Raw genomic sequence first — 16,704 nt, 5'->3', positions numbered from 1 at the left:
TGTGGATGCGATGGTGGGAAAAAGGGTAATTCTGATGAGGAAGCAAATGGCTAAAAAATCATCCTCCCTATTCGGAGAATTTAAGCAACCGAATGGCGTCCTTAAAAGCTCTAACAGATGATATCACTCTAAACGTTTCAGGTAAAACAGGTTTCAGCTCTTTAACCTGAAATCCGGTAACCAGGAATTGCCTGTCGGGAAATAGTTTGTAGTACTCCTTCATCATCAATTCCAACTCCTCTTTGTTACGCGCAGCAATGAATGCTGTGAGAAAAGCATCGGCCGGACGCACTTTATCAACCAAAAGCAGATCGCTCAAAGGTACGGAAGCGCCCAAATACACCACATCAAAACCCTCTTTGCGGGCAATAAGGTTAAAAAAGAGCAGACCAATCTCGTGCAATTCATTTTCGGGCAGGAACATGATGATTCTGGGTCCTGATACCACGCGAGACTGCATTTCATTGTCGATGGCCACATAAAGTTTTTGGCGAATCAGGTTTGACATAAAATGCTCCTGCGCCGGATTAATGGTACCTGCCTGCCATAATACGCCAACCCTTTCAAGAAAAGGAAAAAGTATATTCTCCACACAATTTTCGAACCCAAACTTTATGATTGATGCCGAAAGGGCGTTAAGAAACTTCACTTCGTCGAGTTCGAGCATGGCAACCATGAGACTTTCGATCTGCACGCTGTTGCTGCGTCCATCGATAGATAGATCGAGCACACGGCTCTTAATCTCTTCATCTGAAAAGCCTGCAATATGAGAAATCTTTATACCATTGTGATTTAGGATAGATATATTGAGCAGACGCTTTAGGTCGCAGTCAGAATAATACCTGATATTTGTATCGGTACGCTGAGGATCAATAAGTTTATACCGACGTTCCCACATCCGGATGGTATGCGCTTTGATTCCTGATATCTTTTCTAAATCTTTAATTGAGTATCTGGCCATAAAATTATCTGTCTCAATTGGCATTGTTAACCAGAATAACGAAAAAAATGGTTTTTTTGTTCATGTTTGCGCCCAAAAATAGTTACAAAACAAACAAAAACCTATACCGGGGATTAATCACAATTAAAACGTCTGTTTATAGGTTTGTGAATAATCCCCGGTAGCAGTTATCGACTCATAATGAATCGGAAACTCAAATCATAAATCCAATATTATGATTAAGGCACAATAACTTTGTCAATTACATGCACTATTCCATTGGTTCCTTGCACATTGGCCAGCACCACGTTAATTGAGCCATCGATTGTTACGCCGCCATTCACGGCGATGTCAAGAGACTTCTCACTGTTTAACGTTGGAACCAAACCACTGGACAAATCAGTTGAAGCCACATTTCCACTTACAACGTGTGCCAAAAGAATTGGAGTGAGCTGTTCTGCAGAGAGGTCCGCAATTCCACTAACCTCAAGGGCTGCAAAAATAGCTTCGAAAGCCGCGTTGGTTGGAGCAAAGACGGTAAAAGGACCAGCACCACTAAGTGTTTCGGCCAGGTCAGCCTTCACAACAGCCTCAACAAGTATAGAAAATAAAGGATTGGAGATTGCAATGTCAACCACGGTTGGAGGCGTTACCACTTTATCAATTACATGAATCACTCCATTGGTAGCCACCACATCCACAGCCACCACATTAGCTGAACCATTGAGCTTAACCCCGCCATCAACAGATATACCTAAGCTCACGTTTCTGTTCTGAGCGGTTGAAAGTGTGGGTACATAACCTGCGGCTACAGCAGTAGAAGGCACAATAGCATTCACCACGTGATAGAGCAATATGGGTGTTAAAGCTTCTGCACTCAAATCATCCAATGTCACACCAAGGTCGGTTAGCAGTTGCGTAAAGGCAGCGTTAACTGGTGCAAACACTGTAAATGCCACCTCATCCGAATCAAGCGTTTCTACAAGACCCGATTTAGACACCGCGGCAACCAATGAACTAAAACTACTATTGGCAATGGCATGGTCGGCAATACTCATGGGAAGGATAACCTTATCAATTACGTGAATAACACCGTTGTCGGCCATAATATTTGCCGTGGTGATGGTGGCACGGTTGTTAAGTTTTGAACCATTCTTATAAATTGATACGTTCAGTCCCTGCGCTGGTCCTGCCAGCAATGACGAATAATAACCATCAGTTAGCTGAGTGGAGGTTTTTTGTTCGCCCAGCACGTGGTAAAGTAAAACAGATTGCAACACACTGTTTGGAATATCATCGAGGCTGGAAAAGCCTAATTCGGTTAAAAGGGCGGCAAACGCCTGGTTAGTAGGAGCAAAAACTGTAAGAGATGCGTTGGGGTTGGATAGGGCATCAACCAAACCGGCCTTTTGAACGGCCTGAACCAAAATGGAGAAATCGCTGTTGGCAACTGCCACATCCACAATTGTGTTGCTACCATTGGTAAGATCATCCTTTTCGTCGTCGTTGTCACATGAGACAAGTGTTAATGGCAACACCAAAGCTGCCAACAGAAAATAATTCAGATACTTTTTCATGACTTTTTGTTTTAAGTGAAAATTCATTATTTGGAATCTTTCTAACTTAAACAGCAGGCCGCTCAGTTTTGTTTAATCATTTTCTAAAAAACTTAAACATTTATTTTTTTCTTTCTCATTATCAACATATTACGCCTGATAAATATTTTAAAAAAATGCGTTAATCCTGAAAACAATTCACAAACCAATGGCAGTTAGCCGAGACAATTGGAGCATAAGCCACCAGAATACTCCTACAACACAAAAAATCACTAAATTTGCATGATATAATACTAACAGTAAAAACATCCCTCATGATAAAGTCAATGACCGGATTTGGCAAAGCCGTATGCGAACTCCCAAACAAGAAAGTCCATATTGAAATAAAGTCGCTAAACAGCAAGCAGTTAGACATCAATACACGCATTCCTGCCATCTACCGGGAAAAAGAACTAGAGTTGCGCAATGAAGTTGCAGATACACTTTATCGTGGAAAAGTGGATGTGACCATGATAGTAGAGTCATTTTTACCCGATAAGCTGGCTCAAATTAACGAAACAGTATTTGAAAATTACCATCACCAGCTGAAAACCATTTCTGACAAACTTGGCATCTCAACGGGAACTGACTACATACGCACCATTTTATCGCTGCCTGACACACTCAAAGTGGAGATTGCAGAGCTTGACGAAAACGAATGGGCCATGATAAAACACGCCATTGGCGATGCCATTCGCGCAATAGATGAGTTCAGAACCCGGGAAGGCGCTGTGCTTGAAGCGGATATTTCGGAGCGCACACGCCTGATTGGCACATTCCTTAAAGAGATAGAGCCCTATGAGCAACTGCGTCTGGAAAAAATCAAAAGCCGCATAAGAGAAAACGTTGCTGAGTTGGCCGACAAGAACAAAATTGACGAAAACCGATTTGAGCAGGAGCTGATTTATTATATTGAAAAACTAGATGTTTCAGAAGAGAAGGTGAGACTTCAGAATCACATTGAATATTTCCTGGAAACGCTGAAAGAAGATCAGGCGGTTGGTAAAAAGCTCGCTTTCATCACCCAAGAGATGGGACGAGAAATAAATACCCTTGGCTCCAAAGCCAACGACTCAGAGATTCAGAAACTGGTTATCCGCATGAAAGATGAGCTGGAGAAAATTAAAGAGCAGACCTTAAACATCCTCTGATAATGAAAGGTAAACTTATCATATTTTCGGCACCCTCGGGATCGGGCAAAACCACCATTGTAAAACATCTTTTAAGCAAAGCGCTTAACCTTTCATTCTCCATATCGGCCACCAGCAGGAAACCACGGGTAAACGAAATTGATGGGCGCGACTATTACTTTCTGGACAATGAAACCTTTATGCAAAGAGTGGCTAAGGGTGATTTTCTGGAGTGGGAAGAAGTTTATCCGGGCACATGCTACGGCACGCTCAAAAGCGAGGTTGAACGTCTGCAAAACAGTGGTAAGCATGTATTGTTTGATGTGGACGTGGTAGGCGGCATCAACATCAAAAAGCATTATGGCGCAGAAGCACTTGCCTTATTTATTCAGCCCCCATCGGTAGAAGAGCTTCGTAAAAGGCTTAACAACCGAAATACCGATTCGCAGGAAGTGATAGAAAAACGTGTGGCCAAGGCCGAATATGAACTTACTTTTGCGCCACAATTTGACCATATAATTGTAAACGACATTCTAGAGAAAGCCTGCCAGGAGACCGAAGAACTTGTGACATCCTTCATTAACGGCTGACAACTATGACGCGGACTGGTTTATTGTTTGGTTCATTCAATCCGATACACATTGGTCATCTGGCCATTGCCAATTACATTCTCGAATATGGCAATCTGGATGAAATCTGGTTTGTGTTAAGTCCGCACAACCCTTTTAAAGAATCGGATGAGCTGATTGATGAAACCCACCGTATGGCCATGCTAAAAACCGCCATTGCCGGAGAAAGCAGATTCAAATCCTGTGACATTGAACTTACCATGCCCAGGCCATCATACACAATAGACACTTTGGATGAACTTAAAATAGCATATCCAAACCATCGTTTCACTTTGCTGATGGGCTCCGACAACTACCTTAGCCTGAACCGATGGAAAGATTATCACCGCCTTACCAACACACAGAACATCATCGTGTACCCGCGCCCCGGTTCTCCGGTTGCCATCGAAAATGGCTCGGAAGCACTACAACTGCTAAATGCACCAGTCTTTGACATTTCGGCCACGTTGCTTCGCGAAGCGCTTGCTGCAGGAAAAAACATTCCTTATTTGCTGCCACACGGCGTTTTCCAGTATATTTCAAAACATAATTTATATAGAGCCGTTACTAAAAAGGATTAGCCATGCTCCTTCTTAAGTCGCTTATAACAATTGTGTTGATATTGTGCCATTCCGAACTCAGAGCGGAGCATGCACATGATGCAGCTATGGACGAAAGAGAATATGTGGTGTATGTGGTACAAAGCAGATGGCACACAGGAATTATACTTCGCACCAGTGATATAGATTCGTTGATATGGCCAGAGATCTCTGCCTACACGCATCGCGAATACATTGACATTGGTTGGGGTGATGAAAAGTTCTACCAGGCTCAACACAATCTGGTGCCTCTTGCACTGAGGGCTGCGTTATGGCCAACTTCGAGTGTTTTGCAGATATACGCCTTCAACCTCCCGCTACGCAGATCTTATGGTGAAAAAGCGCGGATATTAAAAATTCCGATAGACAGGCAATCACTTGACCATCTGACCATATTCCTCTCCGGCAGCTATAAGCGCGATGCCAACGGCAACGTGCAAACCAGCAACTTGTATGGTGAAACCTCACTTTATTTCAGAGCCAACCGCAACTATCACCTTTTCAGAACCTGTAACACTTGGGTTGCCAAAGGATTTAAAGTTGCAGGATATGACATTCGAAGTTTTTGCATACTAAATGCCAATCAACTATTCAGGCAGTTGAGAAAAATTGAAGGTGCAGAATTTGAGTAATGCAAAAAAATCACCCTACGGCACCTCTTTAATTAGGAGAATATAAACCGGGAAGTGGTCGCTATATCCACCATGATAGGTATTTCCCACGTATGTACGGAAGGGATACCCTTTAAACCGCCCTTCTTGCTGAGCCAGGAAAGGCTCGTTAAACACACGTGCCGAGTGGAAACGATAGCCACCAATATTTTTATCCAGAAAACTCTGAGTGAGGATAATCTGGTCAAACAGATTCCACTTATCGCGATACGCCAGTGTACCTACTCCACGCCGGAAAAGCGTTCCCATGGCATTAAACATCTGATCCTCTTTCAATCTGTTACGGTCGTTGCGGGCGTTTAAATGTAAGCGGATGCTCTCGTTGTTAGGGTCATCATTAAAATCGCCCATCACCACCACTTTGGCATTTGGTTCGATGCGGGTGATCGAATCCACCAATGAGCGTGCCAGCCTGGCAGCTGCAACGCGGTGACCACGGCTTCGCTCCTCTCCGCCCAAACGGGATGGCCAGTGGTGAACCATGAAGTGCATAGGCTCCCCATCAAAAATGCCTGAAACCACCAATTGATCACGTGTATATAGGCGGCTGTCATCGTCCCGTTTAAGCATCAGAGGCACCGAACGCGAGTTGGTTACCTGAAAATAACGTGGTTGGTATAACAGCGCCACATCAATACCGCGGCGGTCGGGCGAGTCATAGTGAACTATCTGATAGTTGAGGTGACGAATACGTTCAGATTTTACAAGATCCTCTAAAACAGTTCGGTTCTCTACCTCACACAGCCCAATAATTGCTGGGCCCGGCACATTCTCAGGCGATCCCAGTTTGGATATTACCTCGGCAAGCTGGTCAATCTTGGCCCAATAACGTTCGGAGTTCCATCTTTTAGCGCTCTCGGGCAAAAACTCCACATCGTTAACCCCTGGAGCGTTTATTGTATCGTAAAGATTTTCAACATTATAAAAAGCAATTACCCCAGCCCGCTTCTGTTGTGCCGACGAAGTATGAACAAATCCTATGAGTAAGAATGCCCCAAAACAGGCTCCAAAAAGCAATTTTAAACTGTATTTATGCATAGATGCTTTTATTATAATCAAGTAAATGAAAGGTTTATCCGGCAACAATATATTACAATTTTAAAAAATTGAACGCAATACCAAAAATATTTAATAATTTAATAATCCCAATTTCAATGGTCGAGAAAATTAAACCAGTTAGTTTCAATGCCATAACCACAAACCCAATTAACACAATAAGTAATATTATAGCTACGCATAAAGGTATCAATGTATCAGATTGAGATTGATGACAATTGTCAACAACAAAGAAGTTTATTTTTTTGCAAATTGCAAAGATATTTTCATTGATAGTAGGAACTTTAGTAAGCATTGAACCTATTTTAAATGCTATTGTTCAGTCATTGGAAGCATTCAGCATCAACCTTTGATTGTTGACAATATAGAAAAAGCAATATAACAATCGATAAGTAAACCATACCAAACCAATTTAAACAGAATGAATAAATTTACTTTTCTGGTTACGGTACTCTTAAGTTCAGCAATCCTGACATTTGCCCAGGAGTCTGGCATTCGGGGTAAAGTAACTGACCCTGCCACCGGACTGGGCATTCCGGATGTAATTATTGAAATAGAAGAAATTGCTGAAACTTTTCAATCCAACCCGGATGGAACATTTCACATCCCGGTTCCGGCTGATTTGGATTTAGTAGTCACTTTAACACACCCCGATTATCAGTTGCAATCCATCAGAATTAGAACCGATGCCGCACGGGTACAGGATCTGGGAAACATCTATTTAATGGCTCAAATTCCCATTTTTGAAGACATCCCAACCATTGCTTTTTTGGATACGGACGATGAAAGTGGTGTTGCTGCACAAAACATCATCGGTTTGATGGGCGCATCGCAGGACATCTATCTGTCTGAATCGGCATTTAAGTTTGGCGCCATGCGCTTTGCCGTTCGCGGCCTCGACAGCGAGTATACACACACCTACATCAATGGCGTAAAATTTAACGACCAGATAAGAGGTCGTTTCAACTTTTCCATGATTGGTGGGCTCAACGATGTGGTTCGCATGCGGGATGTGACCACCGCTACAACCCCATCGAGATACGGCTTTGGCGATTTGGGTGGCGTGAGTCACATCAACACCCGTGCATCGGCATACAATCCCGGAGGCAGGGTTTCCACATCCTATACCAATCGTAACTACAAATTGCGCGGCATGGCCACCTACTCCACCGGATTGATGGAAAACAATGTGGCCGTAACCGGCTCAATGGGATATCGCTGGGCCGATGAAGGCTATGTGGAGGGTACATTTTATAACAGCTTTGGTTACTTTGCCTCAATAGAGAAAATTTTTGGAGCCAACAACCAGCATTCTCTTTCGTTTACCACCCTTGGCGCACCAACCCAACGCGGACAGCAGGCGCCATCGTTTCAGGAGGTGTATGACCTCACAGGCAACAACCATTACAACCCAAACTGGGGCTATCAAAACGGCGAAAAACGAAATGCCCGAGTTGCCACATCCTATGATCCGGCGGCCATCCTATCTCATAACTGGAAAATTAACAATACCAGTGATCTCACTACAGGAATGGGCTTTAGATACAACCAATACGGCACCACGGCGCTAAACTGGCAAAATGCAGCCGACCCGCGCCCCGACTACTACCGATATTTGCCAAACTACCAAAACACGCAGGAGATGCGCGACTTATACACGCATGTTTGGCAAACGGATCCTTCCGTAAGGCAGGTCGATTGGCACAGGCTTTATGCCGTGAACAGGGATCGTGAAAGAGGGCTTTATATGGTTGAAGAGCGCCACAGCGACCTGATGGAACTTACCATGAACTCGCTTTTTCGCACCAGACCGCAGAACAATCAGATAGTTTCGGTTGGGCTTGAGGTGAGAAAATCGAAAGGGATGCACTACAAAACCGTTAGCGACCTGCTTGGTGCACAATACTGGCTCGACATTGACCAATTTGCTGAGAGAGACTTTCAAGGCGACCGTCAACGGTCGCAGAACGACATGAACAATCCCGACAAAATGGTTGCCAAAGGCGATGTGTTTGGCTATGACTATGACATTCATGTGAACAGCGCCGAAATTTGGTTTCAGAACGAGTATGTTTTTCCACGAACCGAACTCTACTATGCAGCCAAGCTATCCTACACCGGATTTCAGCGCGAGGGTCACATGAAAAATGGCCGTGCACCCGAAAACTCATTCGGCAAAGGCAAGGAGCACCATTTTATTGATCAGGCCATTAAAACAGGCGGTGTCTACAAAATAACCGGACGCCACATGGTTTCGGCCAACGCCATATACGAAACCCGTGCGCCACTGCCGTTCAACTCTTATCTTTCGGCACGTACAAAGGACAACGCCATTCCCGAGTTGCAGAGCGAGAAAGTGGCTGCCGGCGATTTAAACTACAACTTCTCCACACGCCATGTAACTGGTCGAATCTCGGTTTACCAGACAAACTTCTACGACCAGAATGAGCTTACCAGTTTTTACCATGACAGCTACCGAACATTTGTTAACTATGTGATGACCGGTATTCGCAAAGTGCATCGAGGAGTAGAGATGGGCATTTCGGTGCCGGTGACGCCACGCCTCACGGCCAAAGCCATTGGAACCATTGCCGAATACAGATACAAAAATAGACCTTTGGGCTACGTGACATACGAAAATGCCAGCCGCCCCGATACCACAGAAACAGTCTATCTCAAAAACTTCTTCGTAGGCGGTTCGCCGCAGACAGCTGGCAGCATCTCGCTCAACTATGCCCATCCGCGTTACTGGTTCTTTGAAGTAAACTACAGTTTTTACGATAGAAACTATGTGGATTTAATGCCCATCAGACGTACCGAAGCAGCAGTGAATTTTATTGCCGACAGCCAGGAGGAACGCGAAGAACGGGTAAAAAGAACGGTGAACCAGGAGAAATACAAGGCTGGCGGCACCCTCGACCTGTCAATCGGACGCTCGATGCGCTTACAACACGGACGTTTCCTGAGTATGAACCTGAGCGTGAACAACGTGCTCGACAATACCAACCTGCGCACCGGAGGATTTGAACAGGGACGATACGACTTTGTTAACAACAACATTGACAGCTTCCCTCCGAAGTACTACTATGCGCAAGGACGAAACTTCTTCCTGAACGTAGGCCTTAGATTTTAACCTGACCATAAAAGAATTGAACCATGTACGTAATAAAACATCATAAAACATTCCATATGAGAACCCTCTGGATTTACTCAATTTTAATCCTGACCATGGCATTTGGCCTCACCGCCTGCCTGGACGAGAAATTTGACGCGCCGCCACACGAAAAGCCCGAATATCAAGGGCAGGCCAACATCACCATTCGCGATTTTAAAGCCAAATACAACAGCGAGTTGGTTCAGATTACCGAAAACGATATCATTACAGGTATTGTAACCGCCAACGACATTTCGGGAAACCTATACAAGCAAATTTTTATTGAGGATGAAACCGGTGGTTTGATGCTGGCCATCGACCGTAACAACATCTATAACGACATACGGGTGGGACAACGCGTGTTCATCGAAGCCAAAGGCCTCTATATGGGCAAATATGGCGGCATGCACCAGTTGGGCTTTCGTTTTTCGAGAAACAACGATGGCGTATTCTCCATTGGTCAGATGACCTGGGAGACTGCCCGCCAGAAGCTGTTTATGCACGACTATCCAAAACCCGATGAAGTGGTGCCCACAGCCATTGGTCCCGGCAACATTCAGGAAGAGCACTTCGGACGATTGGTAATTCTCGATGCCGTATATTTTGAAAACGCCGGCGAGCCTTACTCCACATCCAACGAAGGCAGCGTGCAAACGCTGAACCGCGTCATCCGCTTCTCATCAAACCCCGGTGTAGGCATTACAGCCCGTATGAGCAGTGCTGCCAACTTTGCTTCTGAAATTATACCTTCAGGAATAGGAAGCGTAACCGGTATTTTAACCAAATTCAATACCACCAACCAGATATTGGTGCGCAGCCTTCCGGATGTGAATTTTGAGCCCAACCCCGACGGATGGGGAATGGAAAACAGTCCGTGGACGGTGAGCTGGGCTTTGGAAAACCAGGACAAGCAGCGTTCTGGCTGGGTGAAAGGCTACATTGTTGGCGCCGTTCAACCCGGTATTAACGAAACAAACCCCATCGACAGCAACAGCGACCTGGCCTTTGAGGCGCCGTTCATCATGGACAACTACATTGTGATAGCTCAAACGGCCGATGAAACCAACTGGGAGAAATGTCTCGTTGTGAACCTTCCATCAGGCTCAGTAATGCGCACTTCACTCAATTTGAAGGACAATCCAACCCTTTTAGGTGTAGAAGTAAGCATCAGAGGCGCAGTTGAAAAGATGCTGGGGGCTGCTGGATTGCGTGTGGCATCAGGCAGTGCCGCCGACTTTAAGCTGGGCGGCGTGGGCGAAGAGATACTCAGCGTGGCCTTTTCAAACACTTTGTTGCCATTCACCGGCATCAGCGTTTCAGGAAATCAGCAGTGGGTATTTGATGGCACTTATGTGTGTGCCCGCATGACAGGCTTCTTTAACTCAGCAAACTACGCCAACGAAGATTGGCTTATCTCTCCGGTGATTGATTTAAGCAGCTACAATGCCGCGCACATCACTTTTGAGCAGATAAACAGATATGCCAACAACACACAGGATTTCACTCTCTGGATATCGAAAAACTATACCGATGGTAATCCCGGCAATGCAGAATGGACACAGATTGCTATCACCACCTACTCATCAGGCACATCATGGAACGACTGGACCAACAGCGGTAAACTCAACATTCCGGCTGAATATGCGGGTGTGAACAATGTACGCATTGCCTTTAAATACCTCTCTACCGACAGTCGCGCCGGTACATGGCAAGTTCGAAACCTTAAAGTGATTAGCGGTCCCGGTATTGATGGCGGTGGTACTGATCCCGGCGATGACAATTTCAACACGCCGCTAACCATTGCCCAAGCCATGACCAGTCAAAATCAAAATCTGGTAACCTGGGTGGAAGGCTACATTGTAGGAGCCGTAAAAGAAAATGTATCAACCGTTACAAATGCCTCACAAGTCTCATTTAGCCAACCATTCACCCTTGCTACCAACGTGTTGCTTGCCGACAGCCCCACTGAAACCGATTTCACCAAAGTTCTGGTGGTAAACCTACCTGCCGGGAAACCATTGCGTAGTCAGGTTAACCTGATGGATAACCCATCCAACCTGGGCAAACAACTTAAAGTGAAAGGAAACCTAAGAACTTACTTTGGTATCCCGGGCTTGAGAGATAGCGAAGGTGAACAAGCTGACTTTGTACTCTCAGGCAGCGGCACCACCGACCCAACAGATCCGACCGATCCGACTGACCCTACCGATCCAACAGACCCGGAAGCGGTACAGATATTTTTGGAGACATTTGGGAATGGCACCCACGCCACGCTTGAAACACGACCCAAGATTGCAGACTTCACGGGTTATGACAATCAGGATGTGACCTATTCAGACCCTTCCAACCAGTGTACCATTAGAACCACTTCAACATTAAATGCGCATGTTTGGATGCCTGCAAACAACGATTCTTATGTCATTGTAGAAGGTATTAACACATCTGGTTATACGAACATTGCACTTCAGTTTGATTTTACAGGAAATGGTGGCACCAATGCCAACAATTTAACCATCAAAGTAAATGGCAATGAAGTGAGTGTTCCATCGGTAACTGTGGCTTCCAACACCTTCTCGACCATTACTGTTGGTGACAACATTCCGGCATCTGAGTCACTTAAAATTGAATTCATTGCCCCAGGAAGCAGCAATACCGTAGGTTTCCGTCTTGACAACATCAAGCTTACCGGAACTCAGGAATAAATTCCAACCTTTAACCAAATTTAATGGTATAAAGAAAAACAGGAATTAAGATTAAAACCCGAAGAAGCAAAAACACACAGCATAAAATAGTTGTGCGCTTTGCTGCTTCGGGTTTACATCACTAAAAAAATTAGGGTTAATGCCTCTGATGCACACCAATCACAAACAACCAGGCTTATGCGTTTTTTACGTTTACATTTTACCTTTCTATTTTTACTTGTTGCGGCGGTTCTTCTGTCGCAAAATCCCAATGGGTATTACAACAGCGCCAGTGGCAAAAAAAGAGAACAACTCAAAACATCTCTGCACGAAATCATTCGCCACCATACAAACCTCACTTATGGCTCCCTTTGGGTGGTTTTCAGACAAACCGACGAACGGCAGGACGGCACAGTGTGGGACATGTATTCGCCCATTGTGAGAACGCTCAACACCACCTCTGGACTCAATCGCGAACACTCCTTTCCCGTGAGCTGGTGGGACGGTACACGCAACGAAAGTCTGCCGCCCTATACCGATATCAACCACATTTATCCGTCGGATGCGGCGGCCAACTCGGCCAAATCGAACCATCCGCTTGGTGTGGTGGGCAGCAACCCAACCTACAACAACGGCATGACCAAGGTGGGCAGTAACGCATTTCCCGGATATTCAGGAACAGTGTTTGAACCCTACGACGAGTACAAAGGAGACTTTGCCCGGGCCTATTTCTATATGGTTACACGCTATCAGGACTACTACAACCGTTGGCGAAATCTCTCGATGGTGTCAACCACCACCTACCCCACACTTAACAGTTGGGCCATTAACCTGTTGTTGCAATGGCACAGACAAGATCCGGTGAGCACAAAAGAGATTAACCGAAACGAAGCCGTTTTTAGAATTCAGAATAACAGAAACCCATTTATCGACTATCCCGACTTGGTGGAGCACATCTGGGGCAATATGCAAAATGTGGCTTTTGAGATCGAAACCAGCAACAATCAGGCTCTATTAACCACGCCTACCAACCAGACCACCCTGCAATATGGTACCGTAATTAGCGGATTGAGCCAAACACAATCACTCTTTGTTCGCGGAAGTAACCTGAATGGCGAACTCACCGTGTTGCTCTATGGCGACAATGCCAGTATGTTTCGCATCAACACCACAAAAATAAACGCAGCAGTTGCCAACAGCGCATCGGGCTACGAATTAAAAGTAACCTACTCACCTACGGTCGCAAGCAACAACCACAAGGCCACACTCATTATTTACGATGGTGGAATACCGGGTAGCGTAACCGTAAACATCTCGGGCACCAGCATCACCGAAGCAGATCTGGCGCCAGCCGTAGCCCTTGAAGCAACCAACGTAACGGCGTCGGGCTTCACGGCCAACTGGCAACAACAATCCAACAACGATTCGTACATATTAAGCATTCACGCCATCGAAAACGGCTCATCCAGTTTGGTGCAAACCATCGAAGACCTGTTTAATACCGGCAGCTACGAAGTCACCGGACTAACTGGTGCCAGCGAATACATCTATGTGGTGCAGCGTGAGGTAAAAGGCATCATCACCCTTCCCTCAAATTCGATCACCGTGCGCACCACCACCAGCAGCCGCAGTGTTATCAAAAAAGAGCACATTGATGTGTGGACCAACAACAACGAGATTCACATCGAAAACCGTGCGGCCTTTTTCGAACCGGTTTCGGTTTACAATGTGTCGGGTACAATGCTATTGCAGATGCCTGAATTAACGGGACGAACCTCGCTTGTGGTGCCATCGGCCGGTATCTATTTTGTAGATGCCGGTGGAGATATCCGAAAGATTGTGGTGAGATAGTAAGTAACTGTTTTAATTTATAAAACATGTTAGAGACTAGAAGAGTGTTAGATAATAGACAGATTGAGTAGTTGAGAAAGATGATTAGATGCATCTTATTGTCTGTTTAACCTTGTCTGTCAGTCTAAATGTCTAGTATCTAATAATCTTCAAATGCAAATCGGGGCATTTTATGGTCATGCAAAAACATGCAGCATATTCGGGTCAAAACCACAGCATGTTTTGGTCAAAACCACAGCATGTTTTGAGTAAAACCACAGCATGTTTCAGGTGAAATCACAGCATGTTTTGGGTGAAAGATGCTGCATGTTTTGAAAACAATATTAAATCGGGAAGAAAATGTTCGGGAACTATGTGCTAATTGTTCAAGAATTAAAATGAGACATTATCCAGTAATAATAGAATCTTAGCATAAACAAGTTGAAAAATTAACATATAAACCATATTTTAGTGAATCAGTTAGAAACAAACTAAAATCACGTTTTTAACCATTGAGAATTTATAATTTAGAATACTCATTAATCGTTCAAACAATAACCAATATTAACTAAAACCAACACGATCATGAAACACTTTTTACGACTAAGAATCATCTTTTCAGTTGTTTGTTTAGTAATCTTTAGTGCAACGTCAACATCCCAAACAATTATAGCTGAATGGAAATTTACTGATGTTACAAAAAAGAGCCTTATAACAAATGATGCATCATTCAGAGCAAACCCATATACAGCAGATGATGGAATTATTGCCAATAAAGACATTAGCAAACTTCAACTAAGTGATTCTAAACCAACATTTACAGGCTGGGTAAATAGCTCAGACGGAAGTAGCCGAACTTGCCCAAGCACAAATGGCTGGGAGCAAGAAATCGCTTATTGGATTATCGAAATCTCTACTGAAGGCTACAATAATATAAATGTAAACTCCATTCAAAATGGGTCAAACACCGGTCCAAAAGATTTTTCCTTTGAATACAGCATTAATGGAACAGAGTGGACAAAAGTTGCAGATATTATTGTAGCGAATAATTTCACTTCAGGTATACTGAATGTTACCTTGCCAGAAACTTGTAATAATCAGTCTAAACTATTTCTTAGATGGAAGAAATCTTCAAATACCAGTATTAATAATGGAACTGTCGCTAGTACCGGAACAAATAGAATAGATAGAATCACTATTACCTCTTTACCAGATATTACGCAAGTTAACACCCCAGAGTTCACACCAACTGCTAGCAATCAACTTTTTTCTCCTATTGACGTCTCAATCCAAACTTCAACAACCGATGCAGTTATTTTTTATAGTCTTGTTGAAGAACCTTATGAATGGCAGGAATATTCTGAGCCTATTTCTGTCAGCGAAACTACTTCAATATGGGCTTATGCGCAGAAAACTGGATTAGATAATAGCGAAATCGCAAGCGCTACTTATACATTTCCAACAATAACAGATGTTTCAACCATCGCTGAATTACGTTCAGGAAGTGTTGATAATACTACAGTTTATAAACTCACCGGCGAAGCGATTATAACCTTTAAAACATCATTTAGAAATCAGAAATTCATACAAGATGCATCTGGAGCAATTCAAATCGATGATTTGTCAGGAAAGATTACAACTAACTATGTTCTAGGAGATGGATTTACTGGTCTGGTTGGAACACTAAATGATAACAACAATATGTTACAGTTCGTGCCTGCATTCGATCCCGGAGAACCTACTCAAACGAGCGGCTATATTCCAAATCCTGAAATCATTACTCTTAATGAACTTGATGCTTCTTATCAAGGCAAATTAGTAAAAGTACTCAATGTTACAATTACAAATGCAGTTGGCAATTTTGCCAATAGCACAAACTATCCTATTACGGATGAGTCTGGAGTAGGAATTCTTAGAAATCATTATAACTCAGCTGAACTCACAGGAAATGCAATCCCAAATACCAAACAAGACATTACGGGAATCATCCTTCAATATCAATCAGACATACAATTAGTGCCACGTTCAATGAATGATTTTGAACCTTCAAGTACAGTGAATATAGGAACTTCTAATTCCAAATCATTGCATATCTATCCCAACCCTGTAAAAGACATCCTCTACATTGAAGTAGATCAGCCTATCGCTTCTGTAGAGATAATGAATACAGTTGGGAATGTAGTCAGTACAATTGCTCCGGTTCAGAACACCATCAACACCAGTGCGCTTCCACAAGGTGTATATCTGGTGAAAATCACTACTGAATCTGGTGATAGCTTTATTAGCAGAATCGTGAAACAATAGTAAAAGAAAACGCTCAAAATCAAGAGGGGTTGTCAGAAATGGCAGCCCCTTTTGATTTAGTAGTTGGAGATACAATTGTTATATACTCCTTTTAAAAACACTCATTTTCATTTCCCACGATAATTGTGTAACTTTA

The 16,704-nt window shown here is 43.9% G+C and carries 12 protein-coding genes; 8 read left to right on the top strand and 4 right to left on the bottom strand.

From position 1 onward, the window contains the following. Positions 1-67: 67 nt before the first annotated feature. Both ALKIM_RS0115095 and ALKIM_RS0115090 read right to left on the bottom strand, forming a co-directional pair. Entirely contained in the window at positions 68-961 is an 894-nt protein-coding gene (locus tag ALKIM_RS0115095) for a MerR family transcriptional regulator (RefSeq protein ID WP_026475372.1), read from the bottom strand. Between the two features lie 218 nt (positions 962-1,179). After that, complete coding sequence (locus ALKIM_RS0115090; protein ID WP_026475371.1) at positions 1,180-2,517, bottom strand: fasciclin domain-containing protein; 1,338 nt, start codon at positions 2,515-2,517, stop codon at positions 1,180-1,182. A gap of 293 nt (positions 2,518-2,810) precedes the next feature. Between ALKIM_RS0115090 and ALKIM_RS0115085 the strand changes: the two genes are divergently transcribed. The 4 genes from ALKIM_RS0115085 to ALKIM_RS18820 are packed head-to-tail and all read left to right on the top strand — an operon-like array spanning position 2,811 to position 5,504. Then, positions 2,811-3,686: a YicC/YloC family endoribonuclease gene (locus tag ALKIM_RS0115085; protein WP_026475370.1), complete on the top strand. Its 876-nt coding sequence runs from the start codon at positions 2,811-2,813 to the stop codon at positions 3,684-3,686. A gap of 2 nt (positions 3,687-3,688) precedes the next feature. After that, complete coding sequence (gene gmk / locus ALKIM_RS0115080) at positions 3,689-4,255, top strand: guanylate kinase (RefSeq protein WP_026475369.1); 567 nt, start codon at positions 3,689-3,691, stop codon at positions 4,253-4,255. A 5-nt stretch (positions 4,256-4,260) separates the two neighbouring features. Continuing rightward, the gene (nadD, locus tag ALKIM_RS0115075) at positions 4,261-4,854 is read left to right on the top strand and encodes a nicotinate (nicotinamide) nucleotide adenylyltransferase (RefSeq protein WP_026475368.1); all 594 of its coding nucleotides are present in this window, start codon (positions 4,261-4,263) and stop codon (positions 4,852-4,854) included. Between the two features lie 2 nt (positions 4,855-4,856). Continuing rightward, a complete protein-coding gene (locus tag ALKIM_RS18820) occupies positions 4,857-5,504 on the top strand; it encodes a DUF2459 domain-containing protein (RefSeq protein ID WP_052345595.1) in 648 nt (215 codons plus the stop codon). 15 nt (positions 5,505-5,519) lie between these two features. Here ALKIM_RS18820 and ALKIM_RS0115065 read toward each other — a convergent pair whose 3' ends face one another. Further along, complete coding sequence (locus ALKIM_RS0115065; protein ID WP_026475367.1) at positions 5,520-6,581, bottom strand: endonuclease/exonuclease/phosphatase family protein; 1,062 nt, start codon at positions 6,579-6,581, stop codon at positions 5,520-5,522. 52 nt (positions 6,582-6,633) lie between these two features. Continuing rightward, positions 6,634-6,894, bottom strand: a complete 261-nt coding sequence (locus ALKIM_RS20165) for a hypothetical protein (protein WP_026475366.1) — start codon at positions 6,892-6,894, stop codon at positions 6,634-6,636. Between the two features lie 126 nt (positions 6,895-7,020). On the opposite strand from ALKIM_RS20165, the gene ALKIM_RS0115055 reads away from it, so the two are divergent. The 4 genes from ALKIM_RS0115055 (at position 7,021) to ALKIM_RS0115040 (ending at position 16,568) form a co-directional block, all read left to right on the top strand. Next, positions 7,021-9,732: a TonB-dependent receptor gene (locus tag ALKIM_RS0115055; RefSeq protein ID WP_026475365.1), complete on the top strand. Its 2,712-nt coding sequence runs from the start codon at positions 7,021-7,023 to the stop codon at positions 9,730-9,732. A gap of 56 nt (positions 9,733-9,788) precedes the next feature. Beyond that, on the top strand, positions 9,789-12,455 hold the full coding sequence (locus ALKIM_RS18815; RefSeq protein ID WP_157363934.1) for a DUF6359 domain-containing protein: 2,667 nt from the start codon (positions 9,789-9,791) through the stop codon (positions 12,453-12,455). 177 nt (positions 12,456-12,632) lie between these two features. Then, entirely contained in the window at positions 12,633-14,285 is a 1,653-nt protein-coding gene (locus ALKIM_RS0115045) for an endonuclease (RefSeq protein ID WP_026475364.1), read from the top strand. A 564-nt stretch (positions 14,286-14,849) separates the two neighbouring features. Next, positions 14,850-16,568, top strand: coding sequence for a DUF5689 domain-containing protein (locus ALKIM_RS0115040; RefSeq protein ID WP_026475363.1), 1,719 nt, complete (start codon positions 14,850-14,852; stop codon positions 16,566-16,568). Positions 16,569-16,704: the final 136 nt, after the last annotated feature.

The organism is Alkaliflexus imshenetskii DSM 15055, assembly GCF_000517065.1.
GTDB lineage: Bacteria > Bacteroidota > Bacteroidia > Bacteroidales > Marinilabiliaceae > Alkaliflexus > Alkaliflexus imshenetskii.
The sequence above is the reverse complement of the archived record's forward strand: the minus strand, read 5'-3'. Positions and strand labels throughout refer to the sequence as shown.

Coding starts and splice junctions, on each gene's coding strand:
- ALKIM_RS0115095 (WP_026475372.1), bottom strand. CDS start 961: ATGGCCAGATACTCAATTAAAGATTTAGAAAAGATATCAGGAATCAAA.
- ALKIM_RS0115090 (WP_026475371.1), bottom strand. CDS start 2,517: ATGAAAAAGTATCTGAATTATTTTCTGTTGGCAGCTTTGGTGTTGCCA.
- ALKIM_RS0115085 (WP_026475370.1), top strand. CDS start 2,811: ATGATAAAGTCAATGACCGGATTTGGCAAAGCCGTATGCGAACTCCCA.
- gmk (WP_026475369.1), top strand. CDS start 3,689: ATGAAAGGTAAACTTATCATATTTTCGGCACCCTCGGGATCGGGCAAA.
- nadD (WP_026475368.1), top strand. CDS start 4,261: ATGACGCGGACTGGTTTATTGTTTGGTTCATTCAATCCGATACACATT.
- ALKIM_RS18820 (WP_052345595.1), top strand. CDS start 4,857: ATGCTCCTTCTTAAGTCGCTTATAACAATTGTGTTGATATTGTGCCAT.
- ALKIM_RS0115065 (WP_026475367.1), bottom strand. CDS start 6,581: ATGCATAAATACAGTTTAAAATTGCTTTTTGGAGCCTGTTTTGGGGCA.
- ALKIM_RS20165 (WP_026475366.1), bottom strand. CDS start 6,894: ATGCTTACTAAAGTTCCTACTATCAATGAAAATATCTTTGCAATTTGC.
- ALKIM_RS0115055 (WP_026475365.1), top strand. CDS start 7,021: ATGAATAAATTTACTTTTCTGGTTACGGTACTCTTAAGTTCAGCAATC.
- ALKIM_RS18815 (WP_157363934.1), top strand. CDS start 9,789: ATGAGAACCCTCTGGATTTACTCAATTTTAATCCTGACCATGGCATTT.
- ALKIM_RS0115045 (WP_026475364.1), top strand. CDS start 12,633: ATGCGTTTTTTACGTTTACATTTTACCTTTCTATTTTTACTTGTTGCG.
- ALKIM_RS0115040 (WP_026475363.1), top strand. CDS start 14,850: ATGAAACACTTTTTACGACTAAGAATCATCTTTTCAGTTGTTTGTTTA.